The sequence below is a fragment of the Affinibrenneria salicis genome (assembly GCF_008710095.1).
This window is the reverse complement of record NZ_VYKJ01000007.1, coordinates 99028-121793: the sequence shown is the minus strand read 5'-3', so window position 1 is coordinate 121793 and position 22766 is coordinate 99028. Positions and strand designations below refer to the sequence as shown.

The window sequence follows — 22766 nt, the reverse complement described above, 5'->3', positions numbered from 1 at the left end:
GCCGGCCGTTACTCGTGGGGAGAGCGTCTGCGCCGCTGTTTGGCCAGTTGCGTTTTGAGCCGATTGCGTTTCAGTTCGGACAGACTATCGAGCAGCGAGCGACCATCCAGATGTTCGATCTCATGCTGCAGGCAGACGGCGAATGCGCCGCCGGCGTCGAGCTCTCGCTGTTCGCCCGCCATATCAAGGAAGGTCACCTTAATGCGCTGCGCGCGTTGCGCCGGCATCGGATGACCGGGGATCGACGAGCACAGCTCCAGATGGGAGGTCGTCTGCGGCGAAGACCATGTTATATGGGGATTAATCAACGCCAGCCTCTGGCGCGCGCCGTGCTCATCGGCCATATCGATAGCTACAATACGCAGTGCGACGCCCAGCTGAATGGCGGCCAGACCGGTATCCTGCATATCATCGATAACGGCAAACATACGCGCCACCAGCGCTTTCACAGACTCATCGAGAGTATCGACATCGCGCGAGACCTGTTTCATTCGCGCATCGTCGATCCACAGCACATCAGTTGCAGCCATCGTAATCTCCCTTAATACCTTTCTCAAACTGTAGCGACATCAATTGGTTACCTAGCGCTTCATCGTGAGCATACAGGTAAAGTCCATAAATGGCGCGCGTCATCAGCACATTGATGGCATTGAGCATAATGCGCTGTTTGGCCGCATCGGCGTCGACTATTCCATCGCGGCCCTGAAAAGCGGCGCTGTCCTGATATTGCGCCGGATCGATGATAATCTCCCCGCGTCGCGCATCCCATTTCACCGAGGGGCCGAGAATCAGGCCGACATAGTTCAGATCGAATCCCTGCACCGTGTACACCGAACCGACTTCATCAATGGTGTCGGCGCGCTCCGCCCACGGCAGGCGTTCGTTCGGTTTAGCACGATCCCAGCGTAAGCGAAACGCGCCCTCTTCAATAAAATAATCCTGACCGTCCAGCCGGTAAGGATAGTCATAGGTCGATAACATACGCGACAGACCGCTGGTGCGGTCCTTGTCTTTTATCGCCTCGTACATGGCGCCGGCATCGGCGAATACCCGGATATCGAAGGCCGGCGTCTCGCCGGTACGCGACGGCAGCGGCGACAGCCGGCGCCGGCAGAAGGCGCTAATCCAGCGCTGCGCCGCGTCATCGGCCCGCATCCTGAACTGATGGCGCAGCAGATAAACGTCATGCGGCCGGCCGGCGGTGAGGCGCGCCAGATCGTCGCTATGCCACAAGCTCTTAAACTTCAGCACCTGCTGTTCGTCGAAGATCAGCACCACGATGCGCGCCAGGCGGATGATCTCCTCCAGATGGTTATGCTGGAAGAAATGATTGTAGCGATCGGGCCGGGTCAGCAGCAAATGCGCCTCGTCCACCAGCACGATATCCGCCATCCCGCCCCGTTTGTCCATGCGATTGATAAAGGTCGTCGGCCGCTCGTAGTCCTTTTTCTTCAGCGCGGACTGCCGCTCAACCGCATTTTTGTAGGCCTTCAGCATCTCGGGATGATTGACCAGCAGATAGTTTTCGCTGCCATAAAGCGGATGCTGCGGCTGCTGGCGGGCGTGGGTCTGCAGGCCGGCGAACAGGGCGTTGAGCAAAACGCTTTTCCCGGTCCCGGCGGCGCCGTGAATAATAAAGATGGCATGATCGTCGTTGCGATGCGCTTCAAGAAACGCCTCGACGCGCCGCTTCAGCGCGCTCTGCTCATCCGAAAGGTTTTTCTCCGGCGATAGCTTAAAGCTGGCCTGATTAATCTCTGACATGTTCAATGGATAACTGGTGAGTGATACAGATTCGGCGAGTCTCCCGTCGGGGACAGCCCGGCAATATTCCGTCACCGGCGGCTGAGTGACGATTGCCGCCGCCGACGTTTAATGAGAGCATGCTTGCCGCGCGCTGGCAACCGTAAACTGGATTAATCCCTGCGCCGGCGCGCCGCCAGACGCTGGCATGATTCTGTCCGGGAGAACATGGAATTGGACAATTACCTTTATCAGCAGTTGGAAAAACGGCTGGCCGACGTTAAAAACTTTTGGCGTCTGCCGGCCGGACGCCCTCTTAACGATACGGAGAGCCTGCAGTCGCTGACCGGCCATTACAACGGCCATATCCGTCAGATCGCAGTGCTGTGTCTCGGCAACCGGCGGGCGATCGCCGCCCTGCCCGCGCTCATTGTCCGGCTCAACGACTGGGCGGAACCGGTACGGCAGGCCGCAAGGCAAAGCGTACGGCGCCTGTTGCGCGACGAGTGGGCGGCGCAGTTCGTCGCCTGTCTGCCGGAGATATACTGGTTGCTGGAATGCCGGCGCGCCGATCATACTGCGTTTGTGGCGGAGATAATCGATTTACTGATTGCGCCGCATAACCGGCCGGCGCTGCTGGCCGGGCTGGCATCGACCGACAGGCGGGTTGCCCGACAAACCTTACGCCTGTTAATCGAACGCGGACTGTGTTCGCCGGAAACGATCTGCCTGGGGACGCGGCGCAATAACGATCCGATCGTGAGGATCACGGCAGCGCATTATCTGATGCGGCAACCCGAGCCGATTAACGCGCCGCTGCTGGGCGCACTATTGCGAGACCGCTATGTGCCGCTGCGGCAACAGTCGCTCCAGTATATTATCGATCGGCGTCTGCGGTTGCCTGCCGACCTGCATGAACCGCTGCTGCTGGATAAGAACACGCTGGTGCGTCAGCGCACCTGCCGGCTGCTGGCTGAACAGGGCGCGGATCCGGATGCCTTTTACCTCAACGTTCTCAACCGGCGCGAGCGCAGCGCCGGGCAAAAGAGCGCGGCGCTGTTCGGGCTGAACGAGCGCCGCTACCCCGAGATTATCACGCTGGCGCAGCGCTATCTGGGCGCCGACGCGCCATACCTTTACCGCAGCGCGCTGCAGATTGTTAGCCAGCACCAGGGAGATGACGCCAGCGCCGTACTCCTTGCCGCGCTGTGCCATCCGTCCGCCGCGGTGGCTAAAACGGCGCTGCGTTTATTTCAGCGTCAGGGCGTTCGCATCGATCTGGACGACCTGCAACGGTGCCTGAATCAGGCGCCGTCAGCGACGCATATCCGCGGCTGCTACACGCTGGTTCATCGATTGAATAAATGGGACGGATTAATATTTCTGTTGCAGAATGCCCGCGCGGCTGCGCAGTCGTTAACCAGCGACCATATCAGCCGTTGGGAAGCGCGTTTCAATCACTCCGGCATCGCGCCAGGCGCCATGCAGCGGCAACGACTCGACGTCCTGATTCAAAACGCGCCGGGCGCGGTAAGGGAACGCAATATCGCGCGCTGGCTGCCTGCGGGCCGCTAAATAGCGCCGCATAATAGCGCTACATTGCCTCTGCCGGTTGAGTGACAACGCTATGCTGATTAAAGTCTGCTTCACTGTTTTTAATGATTATTTAAATTGGCTTATCATCAGTTACGCGTTGTAGCATGGTCAAAAATGAAGCATCAATGCGCGCCGCTAGTTAGCCGCCGCCGCTGATGGATAAAGTGAACGCGGCCTGCGCGCAAAGCGCTCCCGGCGACAGCGTTGTGCGAACGGAACGATGCCGCCCTCATGTCGCTCATCGGAAAAGGCGATAGCGGGAAAAAGTCGCATAAGGCCGGCGATAAGTAAGCCGGAGACGGCAGCAAGAGCCATCAGCGCGCGGACTGATATCAAGGATGATTATCGCTGACAGCGTAAGAAAACGCGCGCCGGCGGCATGACGCGCCACGCCGGCAAAACGCCGACCGGCGGCCGCGCGCTATGTCGATGCCGGCTTTTCCAGCCGGCATTGGGTTCAGCGCCCGGCTCCGGCGCCGTCTGACGGCGTCAGATCTTCACCACCACAGGTTTGGGCTTGCTGCGCATGGCGTAAATTACGCCGGCCATCAGACAGGCGACGCCGGCCAGCGTCAGCAACGGCGGCCACGTCTGGCGCAGAATAAAGATATAGGCCAGTCCGGCCAGCGTTTCAAAGACGGTCAGCGGCCCCAGCAATACGGTCGGCAAACGCTGACTGGCCTCATTCCAGCACAGCGCGCCCAGCCAGGAGCAGAACAACGCGATAGCAATCATCAACGGAATAAAAACCTGCGGACGCGGGCCAAACGGCAGCGGCAGCGGATCGTTGCTCAGCGCCATCTGCCCGCTAAGCAGCAGCAGACCAATCAGCGACAGCGGCAGCGTGACCAGACCCTGAGCCGTCGCCCAGGTTGTGCCTTTTTTCGTTGGATTGCGTCGCATCCAGCGGGCGTTGCGCAGCGGATACCAGGTCCAGCACAGCAGCGCCAGCACGGCCAGCCCAATCCCCGCCAGATAATCCGGCAAACTGTCGGCCGCCATGCCGGCCGACATCTCGGCAAGATTCACCAGCGTCAGACCGGCTGCGATCAACAGCAACGACGGCGCCAGACGCCACCACGAGAGTTTTCCATCCTGCCGGCTATACAACAGGTTGGCGGCGATGGCGATCACCACCGGCAGCGTCGCGATAATCATGGTCGATACCGGCGCGCCGGCGCGCTGTATCGCGCCCGACAGACAAAAATAGTAGATCAGGTTGCCAATGGCCGACAGTTTAAAGGCCTCGATCCAGTCAGCCCGGGTCAACTCGCGCAGCGCGCGACGACTGTACCAGGCCAGCGGCAAAGAAATCACGCCCAGCGCCAGATAACGCCCCACCGACATCAGCGCGGCCGGGTAGTCCGGCAGCAGCGCCGGCGCGACAAAAATCAATCCCCACATCAACCCCGCCAACAGCGCAAACAGCACACCTGCGTACATCCGTTTTCCCTGCCTTATGCCCCAGAATTAGCGCGCTGATTAACAACAGCCGCGAGGAGAAGGGAATAACATGCCATTATTAACCAATAAGATAAAGATGCGCCCGCCGTTCGGCATAATACCTCCGCCGGCGGCCACGCGCCGGTCTGAACGCTATTGGCTATAGATAAAGGTCATAATATTGTCGTCCCAGCGTTGCCAGATACCGCTGAACCGTCGCCCGGCGCTAAACGTCGCGTTTAGATCGGTCAGCAGTTCCAGTTCAAACGAGTGGCGACGCAGGTCCAGCGCGCATATGCGCGCATCAAGAAAATCGAAATAATGCTCAACCGCCGGATAAAGCGCTTTAAACAGACTCTCTTTGGCGGAAAAACAGAGCGTCAGCCCGGCGTCGAAGGTTATCGCCTGCGTCCTCAGCCACTGGCACTCTTCTTCGCTAACGATCCCCGGCCATAGCGTCGCCGCCTGTTCCTCGCTGACCGGCATTTCGATATCCAGCCCAACGCCGGACCAATCTTGCTGCCGACGATGGGCGGCGCAGATAACGTAGCCGGCGGAATGGCTCAGCGAACCGGCGATGTCCGACGGCCACTGCGGCGAACGATCCGCCGCTCTGGAGAGAATAACGCCAGGATGACCCAGCCGGTTCAGCACCAGCCTGGCCAGATAGCGCCCGGCGAGAAACTCCGCGCGCCGCTTAATCACCGCCCGCGCCATGTCGCCTGGACAGGGAATGCCGGCCTCGTTAAACAGGCTGTCGTGCCATGCGGCTGGGTGAAAACGGCAGCGGGCGCCCAGACCGGGATAAGGAATAAGGTTGCCCGTCTGCGGCCACGTTATCCATTCTATTTCATTAATAAAGGCAGACAGCATGAGCGCGTCTCTCTGTTGCGGGTGGGAAAATAGCCCCGTCATACTTCAGATTGTGCAGAATAAAGGGCGCAGAGTAGGACGTCGTCTGCGACGGCCTCGCAGGGACGAGCGCCGGGGATGATCCGGGCAACCAGGCCAACGCGCCCGCAGCCTGAAATCTGGCGAGTGTCTGACTAAGGATAGCAGGGTCGCGCGATAACAGGCGTGACGGCGCCGGAGCGGCGGAGAAAGGTTTGATTTATGCCGCGCGCTGTGCGCACGGACGGAATACGCGCCGCGGCGACAGCGGCCTTGCCGCAGGAAACGAAAAAACCAGGCCGCCGGCAAGGCGACGGCCTGGTTGCCATACTTTCGCGTCTGACTATTTCTTCTCTTTCATCCGCGTCATTTCAACCTGCACCGAAGGATCCATCGCCTCCACCGCCTTTTTTAGTTCCGCGAGGGCGAATTTTAATGACGCCACTTCCTCACGCAGCGCTTTGACTTCCTGCTCATGAGTCACATGGCGTGAGGCTTTAGGAAATGCGGCGAATACATCCTCTTCCCGAAACATCCGCACCTGGCGGCGGTCGAGATCGACCAGCTGATATTTTAAACGTCCGCTATTGATGGCATTGTAAACCGTCTTACGGGTCACCATAGCTAACTCAATAACTTCGCTGATCCGCAACATCCGTCCCCCTTCGGCTGGAATCCCATCCTCTACTGGCATAACCGCATCATTTTAGCCTGTAGAAACCGATTCGGTGAACAGTTTTGCCATCGCCTCCGCCGGCATCGTCACAATTTCGTTAACCCGGTCGGCATCCGCCAGTAACGCAAAGAGAGACTGAATGATCGCCACCTTTTCACACGTCGGGTCGATGGCCATCATCACGACGAGGGCCGGCGTCACCACACTATCCGGTTCATCGGTACGATGAAACTCTACGCCCGCCCGGTTAATCGCAATGGCGAAGCCGGTGTGGTTAACGTGTTCAAACTCGGTATGCGGAATCGCAATGCTGTGCGTTTCCATAAAGATCCCGGTGGGATAGCTGGCTTCGCGCGCCAGCACCCCGGCCAGAAATGAAGGCTTCACCAGACCATCCGCCAGCAGGCTGTCCGCCAGTTGCGTCAGCAACGCCGTTCGGCTGGTGGGCTGCTGTACGGTAATAATTCGATTAGCGCTGAACATGATTATTTCCCCGCTTCGTCGGCCAACTGTTCCGCCTGCTGCAGCGCGGCGTTTTCCTGCGCCAGTTTTTTCCTATTCCACACCATCAGCAGCAGCGTCAGCGCCACCAGAATACTCACGCCCGCCGCCTTGAAATAGAAACTCTGAATAATCACCCACGGCAGCATCGCGCCGGCATAATCAATGCTGCTGATGCTGGTGGTGCCCTGCGGCAGCGAGAATCCGGTGCTGACCGCCGTGCTGGTGACAATCGGCGCCAGACTGGTGCCGATCAGCAGCGCCAGACTCAACGTCAGCAAACCGGTAAGCAACGTACGGAACATATCGCCGCGGCACACCGCGGTCACCAGCACAAAGGCGAACGGCAGACCGGTCAGCGAGGCAAACGGCAGAAACTGGTTGCCGGGAATAATCGCCGCCAGTACCAGCATAATCGGGATCATCAGCATCGATACCGACAGCGTCACCGGGTGGCCGACGCTGACCGCGGAATCCAGACCAATGGCGATCTTGCCGAACGAGCCGGCGCGCGATTGCGCAATATCCTGAATACGCTCGCTGATCGGGTAGACGCCCTCCATCAGCATCTTCGCCATACGCGGAATGATGGTCATCACCGCCGCCATGGTAATCGCCGTCTGCAGGACCGCTTTCAGATCGACCCCGGCGATCAGCGCCAGGATGGCGCCGATAATCGCGCCCAGCGAGGCCGGATCGCCGAGAATAGACAGATTTTTTTGAATCGACTCGGTATCGATCTTGATATCGCGCACCACAGGAATGCGATCGACGATAAAGTTAACCAGCCACGCCGCCGGCACAAAAGACGCCGAAAAACCGTGCGGCACGGAAATAGACGGCAGATTCAGATACTTTTCCACATCGCCGCTGGTGCGATCGGCAATTACCATGGTAATGATGCAGTTCAGACCGGCGGCCAGCACCCCCAGCCACAGGCTGTCGGTGATGATGGCGACCAGCGAACCGGTGAACGCATGGTGCCACAGATTCCAGATGTCGACATTCAGCACGCGCGTGGTTTTGGTGTACAGCATCAGCACATTGAGCGCGACGCACACCGGGATCACCAGCGCGCCGACCCGGGTGCCCATCGCCACCGCGGCGGCGGCGGGCCAGCCCACATCCAGAACGGTCAGATTCAGGCCGAAACGCTCGACAATCGCGTGGCTGACCGGCGTCAGTGAGTCGATCATCAGATTAACGGTAATACTTAACCCGATAAAACCGATGCCCACCATCAAGCCGGCCTTAATCGCTTTGGTCAGCGAAAGCCTTAGCGCCAGACCGAGCAGGATAAAGATCAGCGGCATCATCACCGATGCGCCAAGGTTCAAGATGTAATCGATGATAAACATGGGGTATCCCTCAGGCCAGCAAATATTCTTTAACGCGGCTAAAAACCTTGTCGGTTCCCATACCGGTCAGCAGCGGCAGCGCGCTAATCACCGGCACGGACACATCAACCGGCGATGTCGACACAATAAAATCGATGTCGTCGCGCGTTTTCGCCTCGGCGACGGTTCCCTGAGAAATACGCACCTTATCCAGCAAATTTTCGCTCTGCAGAAAGGCTTCCAGCTTTTTCAAGGCCACCGTACTGGTCGCAACGCCGGCACCGCAACAGATCATAATGTGTTTCATGGCTTAACCCCCGTGTGAATGTGGCGAGCATTAAAGCACGGTGAATATTTGCGAAGTGTGACCGATGTGTAATTTTACACACTATTTTTACACTGAAGATAACCTATACTATTAATATATTGTTTATTAAGACATTATTTATAAATTACGCTTCACGCCGCGCGCCAGCCACGTATTCCCCCGTCCGTTTTCGCCGACCGCCGCGCGCAACTGGAGAAACAGCCTCCCGCCCCGCCGCTATTTTTCCCGTCGGCATACCGGCCGGCGGCTGGATGCCGACACATCGTCGGCAAAGCCGCTCATCGGCGCGGATTTATGCGGCAGATCACAGAACCCACGCCGTCGCCCGGCCAGAGCACGGAGCGAACAGGCGCGCGCCGATAGCCGCTGCGGATAGAATTTATCTGTACGCAACGCCTGACAGCACGCCTGGCTTCTGACAAAATAGCGTATCCCCGCATTTTGAACTGATGGATTTCCTCTCTGATGGCAGCAAAAATTATTGATGGTAAAACGATTGCGCAGCAGGTAAAGAACGAAGTGGCTGCGCGTGTACGGCAACGTCTGGCGGAAGGGAAACGCGCGCCGGGTCTGGCGGTGATTCTGGTCGGCGAGAATCCGGCCTCGCAGATTTACGTGGGCAGTAAACGCCGGGTGTGTGAAGAGGTCGGTTTTATTTCCCGCTCCTGGGATCTGCCCGCCTCCACCACCGAATCCGAACTGCTGACGTTGATCGACCAGCTCAACGCCGACGGCAGCATCGACGGCATTCTGGTGCAGCTTCCGTTGCCGGAAGGCATCGACAATACCCGGGTGATCGAGCGCATTGCGCCGGACAAAGACGTGGACGGCTTCCATCCGTATAACGTCGGCCGTCTGTGTCAGCGCGATCCGCTGCTGCGCGCCTGTACGCCGCGCGGCATGATCACGCTGCTCGAACGCTACGGCATCAATCTGCGCGGGCTGAATGCCGTGGTGGTCGGCGCGTCGAATATCGTCGGCCGCCCGATGAGTCTGGAACTGCTGCTGGCCGGCTGCACCACCACCGTGGCGCATCGCTTCACCCGCGATCTGCGTCACCACATCGAACATGCCGATCTGTTGGTGGTCGCAGTGGGCAAACCCGGCTTTATCCCCGGCGACTGGATCAAACCCGGCGCCATCGTGCTGGATGTCGGCATCAACCGGCTGGAAAACGGGAAAGTCGTCGGCGATATCAATTTTGAGCAAGCGCGCGAAAGAGCCGCCTGGATTACTCCGGTGCCGGGCGGCGTCGGCCCGATGACCGTCGCCACGCTGATCGAAAACACCCTGCAGGCCTGTGAGCAATACCACGACAACCACGCTGAGTAACGATAATGGAAACGTTTAACCTGGAAACACACCCGCACGTTGAACTGTGCGACCTGCTGAAACTGCTGGGCTGGAGTGAAAGCGGCGCCGCGGCGAAAAATGAGATTGCCGCGGGCAACGTTAGCGTCGACGGGCAGACTGAAACGCGCAAACGCTGTAAAATCCTCGCCGGCCAGCGCGTCAGCTATGACGGCCAGACGGTGGAAGTGCGCCCCTAATCGCCGGACTTCAGGCTCAAGCGACCGGCGGGCCTGAGGACGGCGTGCTGAGCGCGGCGCGTCGACTGACTGGCGCGCCGCATCGGACCGTTGCGCTTCTGTACCGGCGCCAGCCGGCACAGCGTAGCGGCGCCGGTTTACTTACGACGCCAGATGGTGCCCTGAGCGCTATCCTCCAGCACAATGCCCATTTCATTCAACCGGTCGCGCGCGGCGTCGGCCTGCGCCCAATCCTTCGCCTGTCGCGCATCGTTACGCTGTTTGATCAGCGCTTCAATTTCCCGTACCTCATCGCCATCGGCCTGCGCGCCGCTTTGCAGGAAATGATCCGGTTCCTGCTCCAGCAGCCCCAGCACGTTAGCCAGTTTATACAGCACCGCCGCCAGTTGGCTGGCCGCCGCGCTATCCTGCGCCTTCAGGCTGTTCACTTCACGGGCGAGATCGAACAGCACCGAATAGGCCTCCGGCGTATTGAAATCGTCGTCCATCGCGGCGCGGAAACGCGCTTCGTACTCTTCGCCGCCGCGCGCTGGCGCGTCGACATCACGGCCGCGCAACGCGATGTATAACCGCTCCAGCGAGGCGCGCGCCTGTTTCAGGTTTTCTTCGCTGTAATTCAGCTGGCTGCGGTAGTGGCCGGACATCAGGAAGTAACGTACCGTCTCGGCATCGTAATGCGCCAGCACGTCGCGCACGGTAAAAAAGTTATTGAGCGATTTGGACATTTTTTCCCGATCGATCATCACCATGCCCGAATGCATCCAGTAATTGACGTAGGGACCGTCATGGGCGCTGCACGACTGGGCGATCTCGTTTTCATGGTGCGGAAAGATCAGATCGGAACCGCCGCCGTGGATGTCAAAATGCTCGCCGAGCCGCTTGCAGTTCATCGCCGAGCATTCGATGTGCCAGCCCGGACGCCCGTTGCCCCACGGCGAGACCCAGCTCGGTTCGCCGGGTTTGGACATTTTCCACAGCACGAAGTCCATTGGATTGCGCTTCACCTCGGTGATTTCCACCCGCGCGCCGGCCTGTAGCTGGTCCAGATCCTGGCGCGAAAGCGCGCCGTAGCCCGGCGCCGTGTCGACGGAGAACATCACGTCGCCGTTGGCGGCGACGTAGGCGTGCTTACGCGCGACCAGCGTCTGCACCAGGTCGATAATTTCAGCGATATGGTGCGTGGCGCACGGCTCTTCATCCGGGCGCAGGATATTCAGCGCGTCGAAGTCGGCGTGCATCTCGGCAATCATGCGCGTGGTCAGCGCCTCGCAACTTTCCCCGTTTTCCGCCGCGCGCTTAATGATTTTGTCGTCGATATCGGTAACGTTGCGCACATATTTGAGCGAATAACCCAGATAGCGCAGATAACGCGCCACCACGTCGAAAGCAACGAAGGTGCGGCCATGACCGATATGGCAGAGATCGTAAACGGTTATTCCACAGACATACATCCCAACCTGACCGGCGTGAATGGGTTTAAATTCCTCTTTTTGACGACTCAGGGTATTAAAAATCTTTAGCATCAGAGCATTCCATGGTGTTCGCAGGTGGTTTGTTTCGCTGTACGCGTGGATAACATAAATTTACTACGGGTTTGGCCGTTATACCCAATCGATTTCAGGATGCGAAAGAAGACCGGCGCGTGAATCACTCGCTAAACGCCCGGGGCGGACGCGGATCGCCATGCCTCCGGATGCCTGAAAGGTAACGGATATAACGGCGTATTGAAACCTGAACCAGGCCTCATTGCAAGGCTGAGAGGACTATCCGCGGAATTTATCCCCATTGGTCGCGCGTTGCGCGCGCAGGCGACGGGAGGAAAGCGCGACAAGCGCAGAAAGAAGCCCGTCGGGCCGGCGGGCGTCGCGTGTTTAACGCCAGGCGGAATGGCCGACCACCGAGTACCTTCCGCTGCCCAGCAGGGCGATCGCGATACCGGCGAAGAAGAATACCGCCATATTTTCCACGCCCCATGCGCCGACCTGAGTCAACGTCAGCGCGCTTCCCGGCCCCATCAGCAGCCAGGCGCTGAGCATGGTAAGGGAAAATACCAGCGCCGACAGACGGGTCAGAATGCCCAGAATCATCAGTACCGGCGCGACGATTTCTCCCACAAACACGCCGTAACCGACAAACGCCGGCAGGCCATGCTGCACCAGCATTCCCTGAATAAAATCGATGCCGCCGTGCAGCTTGTGCCAGCCGTGCAGCAGCATCATCAGCGCAAACGACAGACGCAGAATCAGTTTGCCCAGATCGGGCTTATCCAGTAAGCGATTTATTTGGTTGAGCATGATGCACCTGTAGTGAATGAATGATAATCAGTCTCAGCTTAATAGAGAAAAATAAATAAGGAAACGACTTAGCGTACAGACTGCCGACAAAATCCGTGTTCCGGATGAGCGTATCGGGATGCGTCGCCGTCCGGCGGATCGCGGCGATAAACTGGAGCGCTACTGACTCAACCAGTGAGTTATGCTATAAAAACGCACCTGATTGCTCACCGAGAGGTGGACATCACCTCCGGATAATACCTTTTTAACCAGTACGACTATGCGGGACTCCTTGACTATGGTTACATTTCATACCAACCACGGCGATATCGTGATTAATACCTTTGCCGATAAAGCGCCGGCCACTGTAGAAAACTTTCTCAACTATTGCCGCAGCGGTTTTTACGACAACACCATTTTCCACCGCGTTATTAACGGCTTCATGATCCAGGGCGGCGGTTTTGCGCCGGGCATGCAGCAGAAAGCCACCCAATCGCCGATTAAAAACGAAGCCAACAACGGGCTGAAAAACAATCGCGGCACGCTGTCCATGGCGCGCACCAACGATCCGCACTCGGCGACCGCTCAGTTCTTTATCAACGTCGCGGACAACGATTTTCTTAACTTCCGTTCCGAACGCGCCGACGGCTGGGGCTACTGCGTATTCGCCGAAGTTACCGAAGGGATGGACGTAGTGGATAAAATCAAGGCCGTCGCCACCGGACGCAGCGGCGCTCATCAGGACGTGCCGAAAGAAGACGTGGTTATCACCAGCGTAACCGTCGGCGAATAACGCGACGGATGGCGACGCTATTTATTGCCGACCTGCATCTGAGCGAACATGAACCGGCCATCGTCGCCGGTTTTCTGCGTTTTTTACGCACGGATGCGCGGCACGCCGAGGCGCTGTATATCCTCGGGGATCTGTTCGACGCCTGGATTGGCGACGACGATCCCTCGCCGCTGCACCAAAGCGTCGCCGGCGCGTTGCTGACGCTGCACCAGCAGGGCGTACCCTGTTACTTTATTCACGGCAACCGTGATTTTCTGCTGGGCCGGCGCTTTGCCGATCGCTGCGCCATGACGCTGCTGCCGGAGGAACAAGCGCTCGAACTGTACGGCCGTCGGCTGGTGATCCTGCACGGCGATACGCTGTGCAGCGACGACCTCGCCTACCAGCGTTACCGTCGGCGGGTACACAATCCGCTGATTCAGCGCCTGTTCCTCGCCCTGCCTCTGCGGCTGCGGCTGCGCATCGCCGCGCGCATGCGCGCCAGCAGCAGCGAAGCCAATCAGCATAAAAGCGCGCGCATTATGGACGTCAACCCGCAGCAGGTGGTGTTGTGCTTACAGCGACACCGGGCGCAGTGGATGATCCACGGCCACACCCATCGCCCCGCGATCCACGATGTGGACGTCGACGGCCGGCCGGCACAACGCGCCGTGCTGGGCGCCTGGCACCGCGAGGGCTCGATGATCCGGGTCACGGCCGAAGGAATTGAACTGCTTAGTTTTCCTTTTTAATTGCGTGCGGCAGGATAGAACCGCGCCCATAACGCGCGCCCGGCAATCGATCGCCGCGTCGCGCGTCGCTTTCGCCGACATGGAGTGCCGTCCGCTTTTGTTTTTTATTTCACGCCGATAGCCGAAAACTCGCCGTTTTTGCCGTTTTGATGGCCGCGCAACCGTTTTCCTCGCGATCGCCCCGTGTTATGCTCTACGCCCTCGCAGCCAGAGACCACCCGACTGGCCGCTGCTGCACCATCTTCTCGCACCACCACTACGTACAAACAGGAGCTTTACAGGCATGTCATCCAACGCTGCCCCGGCTAAAATTGCCCTTGTCATGGGTTCAAAGAGTGACTGGGCCACTATGCAGTTTGCCGCGGATATTCTCACCTCGCTGGCTATCCCTTTTCACGCAGAGGTGGTTTCCGCCCACCGCACGCCGGATAAACTATTCAGTTTCGCAGAGCAGGCTAAGCAGAATGGCTTTGACGTGATTATCGCCGGCGCCGGCGGCGCGGCGCATCTGCCCGGTATGCTGGCCGCTAAAACGCTGGTACCGGTGCTCGGGGTGCCGGTACAAAGCGCGGCTCTGAGCGGCGTTGACAGCCTGTATTCGATTGTACAAATGCCGCGCGGCATCCCGGTAGGCACGCTGGCCATCGGTAAAGCGGGCGCGGCCAACGCCGCGCTGCTGGCCGCGCAGATTCTGGCGCTGCACGACGCCGCGCTGGCGCAACGGCTCGCCGACTGGCGCCAGCGCCAGACTGACGACGTATTGTCTCAGCCCGATCCGCGGGAGGACGCATGAAACCTGTTTGCGTACTCGGCGACGGTCAGCTCGGCCGGATGTTGCGCCAGGCGGGCGAACCGCTCGGCATCGCGGTTTACCCGGTCGGTCTGAATGCCGAACCGGAGGCCGTTCCCTTCCAGAACAGCGTGATCACCGCCGAGATTGAACGCTGGCCGGAAACCGCGCTGACCCGCCAGTTGGCCGGCCACGCCGGCTTCGTCAACCGGGATATTTTCCCGCTTCTGGCGGACCGTCTGACGCAAAAGCAACTGCTGGACGATCTCGGGCTGGCCACCGCGCCGTGGCAACTGCTGAGCGACCGGCTGGAGTGGCCGCAGATTTTTGCCGCGCTGGGCGATCTGGCCATCGTGAAGCGCCGTACCGGCGGCTATGACGGCCGCGGTCAATGGCGGCTTCATCCCGGCGAACAGGCCGATTTGCCGTCCGATTGCTATGGCGAATGCATCGTGGAACAGGGCATCAATTTTTCCGGCGAAGTCTCGCTGGTCGGCGCCCGCAGTCATCAGGGTCAGTGCGTGTTTTATCCGCTTACCCACAACCTGCATCAGGACGGCATTCTGCGCGCCAGCGTCGCCCTTCCCCAGCCGCCGGCACACCTGCAGCGCCAGGCGGAGCAGATGTTGTCCGCGATTATGAATGCGCTGGGCTATGTCGGGGTGATGGCGATGGAGTGCTTTATCGTCGGCGATCGGCTGCTGATTAACGAACTGGCGCCGCGCGTGCACAACAGCGGCCACTGGACACAGAACGGCGCGTCAATCAGTCAGTTTGAACTGCACCTGCGGGCGATCCTGGATCTGCCGCTGCCGACGCCGGCCGTCAGCGAGCCGTCGGTGATGGTCAACTTAATCGGCACCGCGGTCAATATCGACTGGCTAACGCTGTCGCTGGTTCATCTGCACTGGTATGAAAAAGAGGTGCGGCCGGGACGCAAGGTCGGCCATCTCAATCTGCACCACGGGCGAATCGACGCGCTGAATCAGACGCTGAGCGACCTGACGCCGCTGCTGCCGGATGATTACCGCGCCGGGCTACACTGGGCGGCGCGGCAACTGCGCCAGGCCTGACATTCCGGCGCAGATCGGGACACCGGGAGGCGGCGACTTTCCGGTGTCTTTATCGACGACGTTGTGATCGCTTCCTGTAAAATTTTTTATACGCGATAAACAACGGAACGCAATACGAACAGGCGAAAAATATCGTGGTATAGTGCAAAAAATCATTTTCTGACGTATCTATATTAAACATGGCGATGCGATCGGTAAGCAAGACGTCGTAATAAAAGAGTGACAGCGCACAGGTTAAAAGCAAAGAGGAAAACTTATAATAAACGTTATTCGAGTAAAGCAGATGGCTGACGCAATAGTATAGACCGGCCAGGATAATATTGATAAAAAAATATAAACCCACGCCATATCTCCTCCTCAACAAGAGCGATATTAGACGTAAAAAATATTGACGTCGTCAGTCACTTCAACAATAATCTCCGGAACACTCATGATCTTTATCCCTTGCTGTTTCAATCCGGAGAGAAGATCAGCATCAATATAACGATACCGTCTCTCCACTGCGGGAGAGATGTTTATAACCGAACCGGTCGTTAAGCGAGACAGCAATGTCTACCGACGTATAGATAACATCGGCATTGCGTTCACTGGCATGAAAGAACTCTCTGGCGATGCCCCGGCACACAAATCTTACCGGACCGACATAATCTTCACGATAAGGATATAATATCCATTCTCTATCGTATTACTGACGCCATGCGCCAGCATCAACGCGCCGGCCGGCCCCGTTTCGATCAGGGCAAGACCCGCCATCGTCTGCAGGGCTCCGGAAACGATGCCGATGCCGGCGACAATTAATTTATCCCATTCCGCGCTGAAATTTTGGGTTGTTCTTTGTCGGGCGTTGCCTGCCAAAATTAACGTTTGTTGTTTCTTTTTCTCTGACAGAGATTCATCTTGCTGATTAAGCGAAGCGATTTCCTCATCCACTTCGCGAATAGCATCAGGAACAGAAATACGTCCCACGTTCACTCTTGAATTTATTTCCAGTGCGTAGCTGGTAACGTCTTTAATAAAATTATCGTTGACCAGACTCTGTTTTACATATTTATTTTCGACGAAACACATTACTTTTGCGAGTTAATTTCACCGGTCAATCAATATATTGATATGCTTAGCTCATTAGAAATGCTTACGTTCACTCTACTTACTGAACTCCGGGTGTCTTGCAAAGAACTCAGCTAATACATCCATGTCCATTCCTTCGCAGATTAAATGATACGTTTGAATATATCCATATATCCGATAGATTTCGAGCGGCCGGAAAGCAGGACAATCATGCGCCGGCGGCAATGAATGGATAAACAATCCCCCGTTCCCGAGACGGTGGTTTAGGGCCGACAAAAAAAACCGCCGTTCCGGTTAACCGGAACGGCGGATTGATCGCGCAGATAGCGTAAAACTTAACGCTTAGCTACGCGCTGAACGTACGCATTTATTGGTTTTTACGCCCCACAGCCCGGCCAGGGAACAAACCACCGCGCCAATCAGCAGCGCGAAGAACGACCACAGGGCCGCATGGGCCAGCATCGAGGCCGCTTTAGCAGCCTGTTCACGCGCCTGCTGCTTCAGCTCGGCGTAGCGCTGTTTGGCCTGATTGATTTTTTCCTGTGCGTCACTCAGGCGCTGATTGACTACGTCGGCAGTTTTATTCTTCGTCGCGATCAGGTTATTTACCGTCTGGTTCACTTCCTGCTCGCTCAGGCTGGTATTTTCAGTCAACGCTTTTTTCAGCGCGTTGGTATCCACATCCTGCGAGATAGCTTCTCCGCGGGCTTTTAATTTATCCAGCAGCGTCTGTACAATAGCATCACTATTTTCCGTCTGTGTCGCCAGTTGCTTAACCGCCGCAATAACGTCATCCTTTGCGCCATTCAATTGCTGCTGCATAAATTCAGGCTGTAATGAAGGAATATTACTTTTCTTCAACGCCGTAATGACATTGTCCTGTAATTTTCCCTGCTGCAGTTCGGTATTAATATTTAACTGCTCGAACGCCTGCTGGCCGATATCGCCCAAACCCGAGGCGCTCTTGCCGATAACGTTGCCCGCGCCGGACAGCACCGAACCAGATGCCGAAGCGATGGAGCCCAGGACATTGCCGGTGGCTTTCACCGCCGATCCCACCAGCATGGCGCCCAGAATCGCCGCGACAATCAGCGCGGTAGCCCAGACCAGAAAGCCATGAATAGCTCCGTCGTTGCCGGCAAGCCGACCGGCGACGAACGCCCCGACCGCCAGGCTGACAATAATTGATATCGCCGACCATACGACGACCGTCGTGCCGGCGCCATTGGCCGGATCATCCGACAGCGGATCGACGATTGAAAATCCCAGGCTCGTACCCAGCGTGGATAACAGCATCGAAATAGCCAGTACCGTTATTACCCCGCCGATAATACTCCCCCAGGAAATCGTTTTTAACGTTCTGAGATCGTTTGTTGCGTCCACAATTAACTCCTTCGGTTTTTAAATGACTTCCACTAGCTATGATCCCCCTGAGTATAGCCAGGTAAATTAAATCGGGTGCTGTGCGTATAAATAAAAACGTCGCACAAAAAAACACACATTAATTAATATTCCCCACAAGTATTTTCTTTTAAATTAATTCAGATAAAATAAATAGCATACGCCCTAAATAATTCGGCGGGTGGAAAAAAGACATCGCCTGAACAACGCAGATCGTTGGCTCTTTATGAGCAAAGCCCATAGATGGAACGGGCAACAACGGCAGCGCATTTGTAGCCTGAAAGATGACGAAGATATAAGTTGCAGGTGCGTTGGCCTTTCTTGTTCACCTCGGTCACTTACTGCGGTAAGCGCCAGGGGATTAACGGGAGGCATCCGCCCTCTCACCGAAGGGTCAGCCGTTGGCTGGCCCCATTCGTTGCCGCCGAATTCGTCGCTGCGTCGCCGCCTTGCAGCGACTCGAATTGTTTTGGCTATAAAGTCATCATCGCATGGCGCCGGGAAATATCGCGCCGTCGATAACGGACCAGTCAGTTAAATAATTCGAACGATCGGGTAACGGCAGCCCCTGCTGCTCCCGAACGCCGAATCGCTCCCGTCGATCGGGCTATCACGCCGGCGAATGCAGGGAATATCGGCGGCAAAGGTCAACCCGGCCGCGACAGTAAGGTATAATCGGAGCGTGTTTTTACGACCAGGACGGAAACGGGCGCGAACAGACGCCGACGATCGCGCAAGGGAGCCCGGCGCCAGGGCGTTCGGTCGCCCGCCGCAACCTATTTGGTATAGACTTGATCGTCATGTTAGCGCCATAATTTTGTCAGATACTAGAGACATACCTTTAGTGCAGTTTAACGGAGTTACAATGAGTCAGGACAAGCTCTATATTGAGAAAGAGTTAAGTTGGTTATCCTTCAATGAACGCGTTCTGCAGGAAGCGGCCGACAAGAGCAATCCTCTGATTGAACGCATGCGTTTTCTCGGCATCTACTCCAACAATCTGGATGAGTTTTACAAGGTTCGCTTTGCCGATCTCAAACGCCGCATACTGATTAATGAAGATCAGGGCGCCCCCAGCACCTTACGCCACTTAATCAATAAAATTCAGTCACGCGTGCTGAAGATCGATCAGGAATTCGACAACCTGTATAACGAACTGCTGCTGGAAATGGCGCGCAATCAGATTTTCCTCGTCAATGAACGTCAGGTGTCGGTCAACCAGCAGGCCTGGCTGCGCACCTATTTCCGTCAGCACCTGCGTCAGCACATTACGCCGATCCTGATCCAGGACGACACCAGCCTCGTGCAGTTCCTGAAAGACGACTACACCTATCTGGCGGTGGAAATTATTCAGGGTGAAAAAATCGACTACGCGCTGCTTGAGATCCCTGCCGATAAGGTACCGCGCTTCGTTAACCTGCCGCCGGAAGCGCCACGCCGTCGTAAACCGATGATCCTGTTGGATAATATTCTTCGCTACTGTCTGGACGATATCTTTAAAGGCTTCTTTGACTATGACGCGCTGAACGCCTACTCGATGAAGATGACGCGCGACGCGGAATACGATCTGGTGACGGAAATGGAATCCAGCCTGCTGGAGCTGATGTCTTCCAGCCTGAAACAGCGCCTGACGGCGGAGCCGGTGCGCTTCGTCTATCAGCGCGATATGCCGGATGCCATGGTGCATATCCTGCAGGAAAAGCTCGGCATCTCTTCCTTCGATTCGGTGATCCCGGGCGGCCGTTACCACAACTTTAAAGATTTCATCAGCTTCCCCAACGTCGGCAAGGCCAACATGGTGAACAAGCCGCTGCCGCGCCTGCGCCATCTGTGGTTCGATAAATTCCGCAACGGTTTTGACGCGATCCGCGAACGCGATGTTCTGCTTTATTACCCCTACCACACGTTTGAGCACGTGCTCGAGCTGCTGCGTCAGGCGTCATTCGATCCGAGCGTGTTGTCCATCAAAATCAACATTTACCGGGTCGCCAAAGATTCGCGCATCATCGATGCCATGATCCACGCGGCGCACAACGGCAAGAAGGTCACCGTGGTGGTCGAACTGCAGGCGCGCTTCGACGAAGCGGCCAACATCCACTGGGCCAAACGGCTGACCGAAGCGGGCGTACACGTTATATTCTCCGCGCCCGGCCTGAAGATTCACGCCAAACTGTTTCTGATTTCGCGCCGCGAAGGCGAGGACATTGTGCGTTACGCCCATATCGGGACCGGCAACTTCAATGAAAAAACCGCGCGCCTGTATACCGACTACTCGTTGCTGACCGCCGATGAGCGCATCACCAACGAGGTGCGCCGGGTATTCAACTTTATTGAAAACCCCTACCGGCCGGTCAGCTTTGAACATCTGCTGGTCTCGCCGCAAAACTCGCGCGACCGTCTGTATCAGTTGATCGATCAGGAAATCGCCAACGCTCAGGCGGGCATGGAAGCCGGCATTACGCTCAAGGTGAACAACCTCGTCGATAAGGGGCTGGTGGAACGGCTGTACAACGCCTCGTCGGCCGGGGTGAAAATTCGTCTGCTGGTGCGCGGTATGTGTTCGCTTATTCCCGCGCTGCCCGGCATCAGCGATAATATCCGGGCGATCAGCATCGTCGACCGTTACCTGGAGCATGACCGGGTTTACGTTTTCAACAACGGCGGCGCCCCGAAGGTATTCCTGTCCTCCGCCGACTGGATGACGCGTAATATTGATTACCGCATTGAAGTGGCGGTGGAAGTGCTGGACCCCAGCCTCAGGAACCGAATACTTGATATCCTTGAACTGTTATTCAGTGATACGGTAAAAGCCCGTGTGATTGATAAAGAATCCAGTAATCGTTATGTCTCTCGCGGCAACCGCAGGAAAGTACGCGCGCAGGTTGCGATCTATGATTACCTCAGGATGCTGGAACAACCCGAAGAATAGGCTTTTGTATGCTGTTAACAGAAAATCATACCGATAAACCCCAGGAATTCGCCGCCATTGACCTGGGTTCGAACAGTTTCCATATGGTAATCGCCCGTGTGGTCAATGGTGCGCTGCAGGTGCTGGGCCGGCTGAAACAGCGGGTTCACCTGGCCGACGGGCTGAACAGCGATAATGAGCTCAGCGAAGAGGCCATGGCGCGCGGGATGAGCTGTCTGGCGCTGTTCGCCGAACGGCTGCAGGGGTTTCCCGCCCTCAACGTCTCAATAGTGGGCACCCATGCGCTGCGTCAGGCCAGCAATGCGCGCGAATTTCTGCGCCGCGCGGCGGACGTGATCCCCTATCCGATCGAGATTATCTCCGGTCATGAAGAAGCCCGGCTGATCTTTATGGGCGTTGAACATACCCAACCGGAGAAGGGGCGCAAGCTGGTGATCGACATCGGCGGCGGCTCGACCGAACTGGTGATCGGCGAAGATTTTGAACCCATGCTGATCGAAAGCCGCCGCATGGGTTGCGTAAGCTTCGCACAACAATTTTTTCCCGGCGGCGCCATCAGCGAGGCCAATTTCAGGCGTGCGCGTCTGGCGGCCGCGCAGAAGCTGGAAACGCTGGCGTGGGAATACCGTATCTATGGCTGGCAGTACGCGCTGGGCGCCTCCGGCACCATCAAGGCTACCAATGAGATTCTGATGGAGATGGGCGAAAAGGACGGCCTGATCACCCCCGAACGGTTGGATACGCTGTGCCGCAAGGTCACGCAGTTCAAAAACTTTAAGTCGCTGAGCCTGCCCGGCCTGACGGAAGAACGGCAGTCGGTGCTGGTGCCCGGCCTGGCGATCCTGTGCGGTATCTTCGATGCGCTGGCGATCAAGGAGCTGCGTCTGTCCGACGGCGCGCTGCGCGAAGGCGTGCTGTATGAAATGGAGGGGCGCTTTCGCCATCAGGATATCCGTACGCGCACCGCGCAAAGCCTGGCGGAGCACTACAATATCGATCGCGAACAGGCGCGTCGGGTGCGGGAAACCACCGAACTGCTGTACACCCAATGGGCCGGGCAGAATCCTTCGCTGGTGCATCCGCAACTGGAAGCCATGCTGAAATGGGCCTCGATGCTGCACGAGGTCGGGCTTAGCATTAATCACAATGGAATGCACCGTCATTCCGCCTATATTCTGCAGAATACCAATCTGCCCGGCTTCAATCAGGAACAGCAATTGCTGCTGTCGCTGATCGTGCGGCTGCACCGTAAGGCGCTGAAACTCGATGAGCTGCCGCGCCTGAATCTGTTCAAGAAGAAGCACTACTTGCCGTTGGTTCTGCTGTTGCGGCTGGCCACGCTGCTGAACAATCAGCGTCAGGCCACCACCACGCCTGCCACGCTGCGGCTGGCCACCGATGATTATCACTGGACGCTGACCTTTCCTTCGGACTTTTTTAGCCAGAATAACCTCGTACAGCTCGATCTGGAGCGCGAGCAGGGATATTGGGCCGACGTCGCCGGCTGGAAGCTGACGATTGAGGAGGAGAAAGCCGGCTGATCGCGTTCGCTTCACTTCCCCGGGCGGACAATCCCCGCGGGCTGAACAACGCGAGCGGGACTGGCATTCGGCGCCAGCGGCCCGTAAGTTCACGTTATCGGG

At 57.3% G+C, this 22766-nt stretch carries 20 protein-coding genes and 1 pseudogene; 9 read left to right on the top strand and 12 right to left on the bottom strand.

Going from position 1 to position 22766, the window contains the following annotated elements:
* Positions 1-8: 8 nt before the first annotated feature.
* Both def and FJU30_RS14690 read right to left on the bottom strand, forming a co-directional pair.
* Positions 9-530, bottom strand: coding sequence for a peptide deformylase (def, locus tag FJU30_RS14695; protein WP_150435727.1), 522 nt, complete (start codon positions 528-530; stop codon positions 9-11).
* The gene (locus FJU30_RS14690; RefSeq protein ID WP_150435726.1) at positions 517-1764 is read right to left on the bottom strand and encodes a DUF2075 domain-containing protein; all 1248 of its coding nucleotides are present in this window, start codon (positions 1762-1764) and stop codon (positions 517-519) included. Before FJU30_RS14690 ends, def begins: the two co-directional genes overlap by 14 nt.
* Before the next feature lie 207 nt (positions 1765-1971).
* On the opposite strand from FJU30_RS14690, the gene FJU30_RS14685 reads away from it, so the two are divergent.
* Positions 1972-3318, top strand: a complete 1347-nt coding sequence (locus FJU30_RS14685) for a HEAT repeat domain-containing protein (RefSeq protein WP_150435725.1) — start codon at positions 1972-1974, stop codon at positions 3316-3318.
* A 510-nt stretch (positions 3319-3828) separates the two neighbouring features.
* On the opposite strand, the gene FJU30_RS14680 is transcribed toward FJU30_RS14685, so the two are convergent.
* From FJU30_RS14680 to FJU30_RS14655, 6 genes are all read right to left on the bottom strand, one after another.
* Positions 3829-4782 (bottom strand): DMT family transporter, encoded by a 954-nt coding sequence (locus FJU30_RS14680; protein ID WP_150435724.1) that lies wholly within the window; start codon positions 4780-4782, stop codon positions 3829-3831.
* 153 nt (positions 4783-4935) lie between these two features.
* Positions 4936-5655 (bottom strand): 4'-phosphopantetheinyl transferase family protein, encoded by a 720-nt coding sequence (locus FJU30_RS14675; protein WP_150435723.1) that lies wholly within the window; start codon positions 5653-5655, stop codon positions 4936-4938.
* 361 nt (positions 5656-6016) lie between these two features.
* Positions 6017-6367, bottom strand: a complete 351-nt coding sequence (locus tag FJU30_RS14670; RefSeq protein ID WP_223881595.1) for a helix-turn-helix domain-containing protein — start codon at positions 6365-6367, stop codon at positions 6017-6019.
* 12 nt (positions 6368-6379) lie between these two features.
* Complete coding sequence (locus tag FJU30_RS14665; RefSeq protein ID WP_223881594.1) at positions 6380-6832, bottom strand: PTS sugar transporter subunit IIA; 453 nt, start codon at positions 6830-6832, stop codon at positions 6380-6382.
* A gap of 2 nt (positions 6833-6834) precedes the next feature.
* Positions 6835-8208 carry a PTS galactitol transporter subunit IIC gene (locus FJU30_RS14660; RefSeq protein WP_150435721.1) on the bottom strand — a complete coding sequence of 458 codons (1374 nt, stop codon included), beginning with the start codon at positions 8206-8208 and terminating at the stop codon, positions 6835-6837.
* A gap of 10 nt (positions 8209-8218) precedes the next feature.
* A complete protein-coding gene (locus FJU30_RS14655; protein ID WP_150435720.1) occupies positions 8219-8494 on the bottom strand; it encodes a PTS sugar transporter subunit IIB in 276 nt (91 codons plus the stop codon).
* Positions 8495-8980: 486 nt separating this feature from the next.
* Here FJU30_RS14655 and folD point away from each other — a divergent pair, with 486 nt between their 5' ends.
* Positions 8981-9847 carry a bifunctional methylenetetrahydrofolate dehydrogenase/methenyltetrahydrofolate cyclohydrolase FolD gene (gene folD / locus FJU30_RS14650; RefSeq protein WP_150435719.1) on the top strand — a complete coding sequence of 289 codons (867 nt, stop codon included), beginning with the start codon at positions 8981-8983 and terminating at the stop codon, positions 9845-9847.
* 5 nt (positions 9848-9852) lie between these two features.
* Positions 9853-10065: a ribosome-associated protein YbcJ gene (gene ybcJ, locus FJU30_RS14645; RefSeq protein WP_150435718.1), complete on the top strand. Its 213-nt coding sequence runs from the start codon at positions 9853-9855 to the stop codon at positions 10063-10065.
* A 137-nt stretch (positions 10066-10202) separates the two neighbouring features.
* On the opposite strand, the gene cysS is transcribed toward ybcJ, so the two are convergent.
* Positions 10203-11588, bottom strand: coding sequence for a cysteine--tRNA ligase (cysS, locus tag FJU30_RS14640; protein ID WP_150435717.1), 1386 nt, complete (start codon positions 11586-11588; stop codon positions 10203-10205).
* Positions 11589-11936: 348 nt separating this feature from the next.
* Positions 11937-12359, bottom strand: coding sequence for a DoxX family protein (locus FJU30_RS14635; RefSeq protein WP_150435716.1), 423 nt, complete (start codon positions 12357-12359; stop codon positions 11937-11939).
* 277 nt (positions 12360-12636) lie between these two features.
* Between FJU30_RS14635 and ppiB the strand changes: the two genes are divergently transcribed.
* The 4 genes from ppiB (at position 12637) to purK (ending at position 15725) form a co-directional block, all read left to right on the top strand.
* On the top strand, positions 12637-13131 hold the full coding sequence (gene ppiB, locus FJU30_RS14630; RefSeq protein ID WP_150435715.1) for a peptidylprolyl isomerase B: 495 nt from the start codon (positions 12637-12639) through the stop codon (positions 13129-13131).
* Between the two features lie 8 nt (positions 13132-13139).
* A complete protein-coding gene (locus FJU30_RS14625; RefSeq protein ID WP_150435714.1) occupies positions 13140-13862 on the top strand; it encodes a UDP-2,3-diacylglucosamine diphosphatase in 723 nt (240 codons plus the stop codon).
* A gap of 283 nt (positions 13863-14145) precedes the next feature.
* Complete coding sequence (gene purE / locus FJU30_RS14620; protein ID WP_150435713.1) at positions 14146-14655, top strand: 5-(carboxyamino)imidazole ribonucleotide mutase; 510 nt, start codon at positions 14146-14148, stop codon at positions 14653-14655.
* A complete protein-coding gene (purK, locus tag FJU30_RS14615) occupies positions 14652-15725 on the top strand; it encodes a 5-(carboxyamino)imidazole ribonucleotide synthase (RefSeq protein ID WP_150435712.1) in 1074 nt (357 codons plus the stop codon). The genes purE and purK overlap by 4 nt, the downstream gene beginning before the upstream one ends.
* 475 nt (positions 15726-16200) lie before the next feature.
* Here the strand turns inward: purK and FJU30_RS14600 are convergent.
* A pseudogene (locus FJU30_RS14600) lies at positions 16201-16793 on the bottom strand (DUF4225 domain-containing protein).
* Positions 16794-17135: 342 nt separating this feature from the next.
* Positions 17136-18176: a TIGR04086 family membrane protein gene (locus FJU30_RS14595; RefSeq protein WP_150435710.1), complete on the bottom strand. Its 1041-nt coding sequence runs from the start codon at positions 18174-18176 to the stop codon at positions 17136-17138.
* A gap of 883 nt (positions 18177-19059) precedes the next feature.
* Here FJU30_RS14595 and ppk1 point away from each other — a divergent pair.
* Positions 19060-21123, top strand: a complete 2064-nt coding sequence (gene ppk1 / locus FJU30_RS14590) for a polyphosphate kinase 1 (RefSeq protein ID WP_150435709.1) — start codon at positions 19060-19062, stop codon at positions 21121-21123.
* Positions 21124-21131: 8 nt separating this feature from the next.
* A complete protein-coding gene (gene ppx, locus FJU30_RS14585; RefSeq protein WP_150435708.1) occupies positions 21132-22664 on the top strand; it encodes an exopolyphosphatase in 1533 nt (510 codons plus the stop codon).
* The last annotated feature ends 102 nt before the right edge of the window (positions 22665-22766 follow it).

What these genes read in the sequence shown, in the direction of transcription:
- FJU30_RS14625 (WP_150435714.1), top strand. Translation starts at nt 13,140, where the DNA reads ATGGCGACGCTATTTATTGCCGACCTGCATCTGAGCGAACATGAACCG.
- FJU30_RS14675 (WP_150435723.1), bottom strand. Translation starts at nt 5,655, where the DNA reads ATGCTGTCTGCCTTTATTAATGAAATAGAATGGATAACGTGGCCGCAG.
- FJU30_RS14655 (WP_150435720.1), bottom strand. Translation starts at nt 8,494, where the DNA reads ATGAAACACATTATGATCTGTTGCGGTGCCGGCGTTGCGACCAGTACG.
- ybcJ (WP_150435718.1), top strand. Translation starts at nt 9,853, where the DNA reads ATGGAAACGTTTAACCTGGAAACACACCCGCACGTTGAACTGTGCGAC.
- FJU30_RS14690 (WP_150435726.1), bottom strand. Translation starts at nt 1,764, where the DNA reads ATGTCAGAGATTAATCAGGCCAGCTTTAAGCTATCGCCGGAGAAAAAC.
- FJU30_RS14635 (WP_150435716.1), bottom strand. Translation starts at nt 12,359, where the DNA reads ATGCTCAACCAAATAAATCGCTTACTGGATAAGCCCGATCTGGGCAAA.
- ppiB (WP_150435715.1), top strand. Translation starts at nt 12,637, where the DNA reads ATGGTTACATTTCATACCAACCACGGCGATATCGTGATTAATACCTTT.
- folD (WP_150435719.1), top strand. Translation starts at nt 8,981, where the DNA reads ATGGCAGCAAAAATTATTGATGGTAAAACGATTGCGCAGCAGGTAAAG.
- purE (WP_150435713.1), top strand. Translation starts at nt 14,146, where the DNA reads ATGTCATCCAACGCTGCCCCGGCTAAAATTGCCCTTGTCATGGGTTCA.
- def (WP_150435727.1), bottom strand. Translation starts at nt 530, where the DNA reads ATGGCTGCAACTGATGTGCTGTGGATCGACGATGCGCGAATGAAACAG.
- ppx (WP_150435708.1), top strand. Translation starts at nt 21,132, where the DNA reads ATGCTGTTAACAGAAAATCATACCGATAAACCCCAGGAATTCGCCGCC.
- FJU30_RS14670 (WP_223881595.1), bottom strand. Translation starts at nt 6,367, where the DNA reads ATGCCAGTAGAGGATGGGATTCCAGCCGAAGGGGGACGGATGTTGCGG.
- FJU30_RS14680 (WP_150435724.1), bottom strand. Translation starts at nt 4,782, where the DNA reads ATGTACGCAGGTGTGCTGTTTGCGCTGTTGGCGGGGTTGATGTGGGGA.
- FJU30_RS14665 (WP_223881594.1), bottom strand. Translation starts at nt 6,832, where the DNA reads ATGTTCAGCGCTAATCGAATTATTACCGTACAGCAGCCCACCAGCCGA.
- FJU30_RS14660 (WP_150435721.1), bottom strand. Translation starts at nt 8,208, where the DNA reads ATGTTTATCATCGATTACATCTTGAACCTTGGCGCATCGGTGATGATG.
- purK (WP_150435712.1), top strand. Translation starts at nt 14,652, where the DNA reads ATGAAACCTGTTTGCGTACTCGGCGACGGTCAGCTCGGCCGGATGTTG.
- FJU30_RS14685 (WP_150435725.1), top strand. Translation starts at nt 1,972, where the DNA reads ATGGAATTGGACAATTACCTTTATCAGCAGTTGGAAAAACGGCTGGCC.
- ppk1 (WP_150435709.1), top strand. Translation starts at nt 19,060, where the DNA reads ATGAGTCAGGACAAGCTCTATATTGAGAAAGAGTTAAGTTGGTTATCC.
- cysS (WP_150435717.1), bottom strand. Translation starts at nt 11,588, where the DNA reads ATGCTAAAGATTTTTAATACCCTGAGTCGTCAAAAAGAGGAATTTAAA.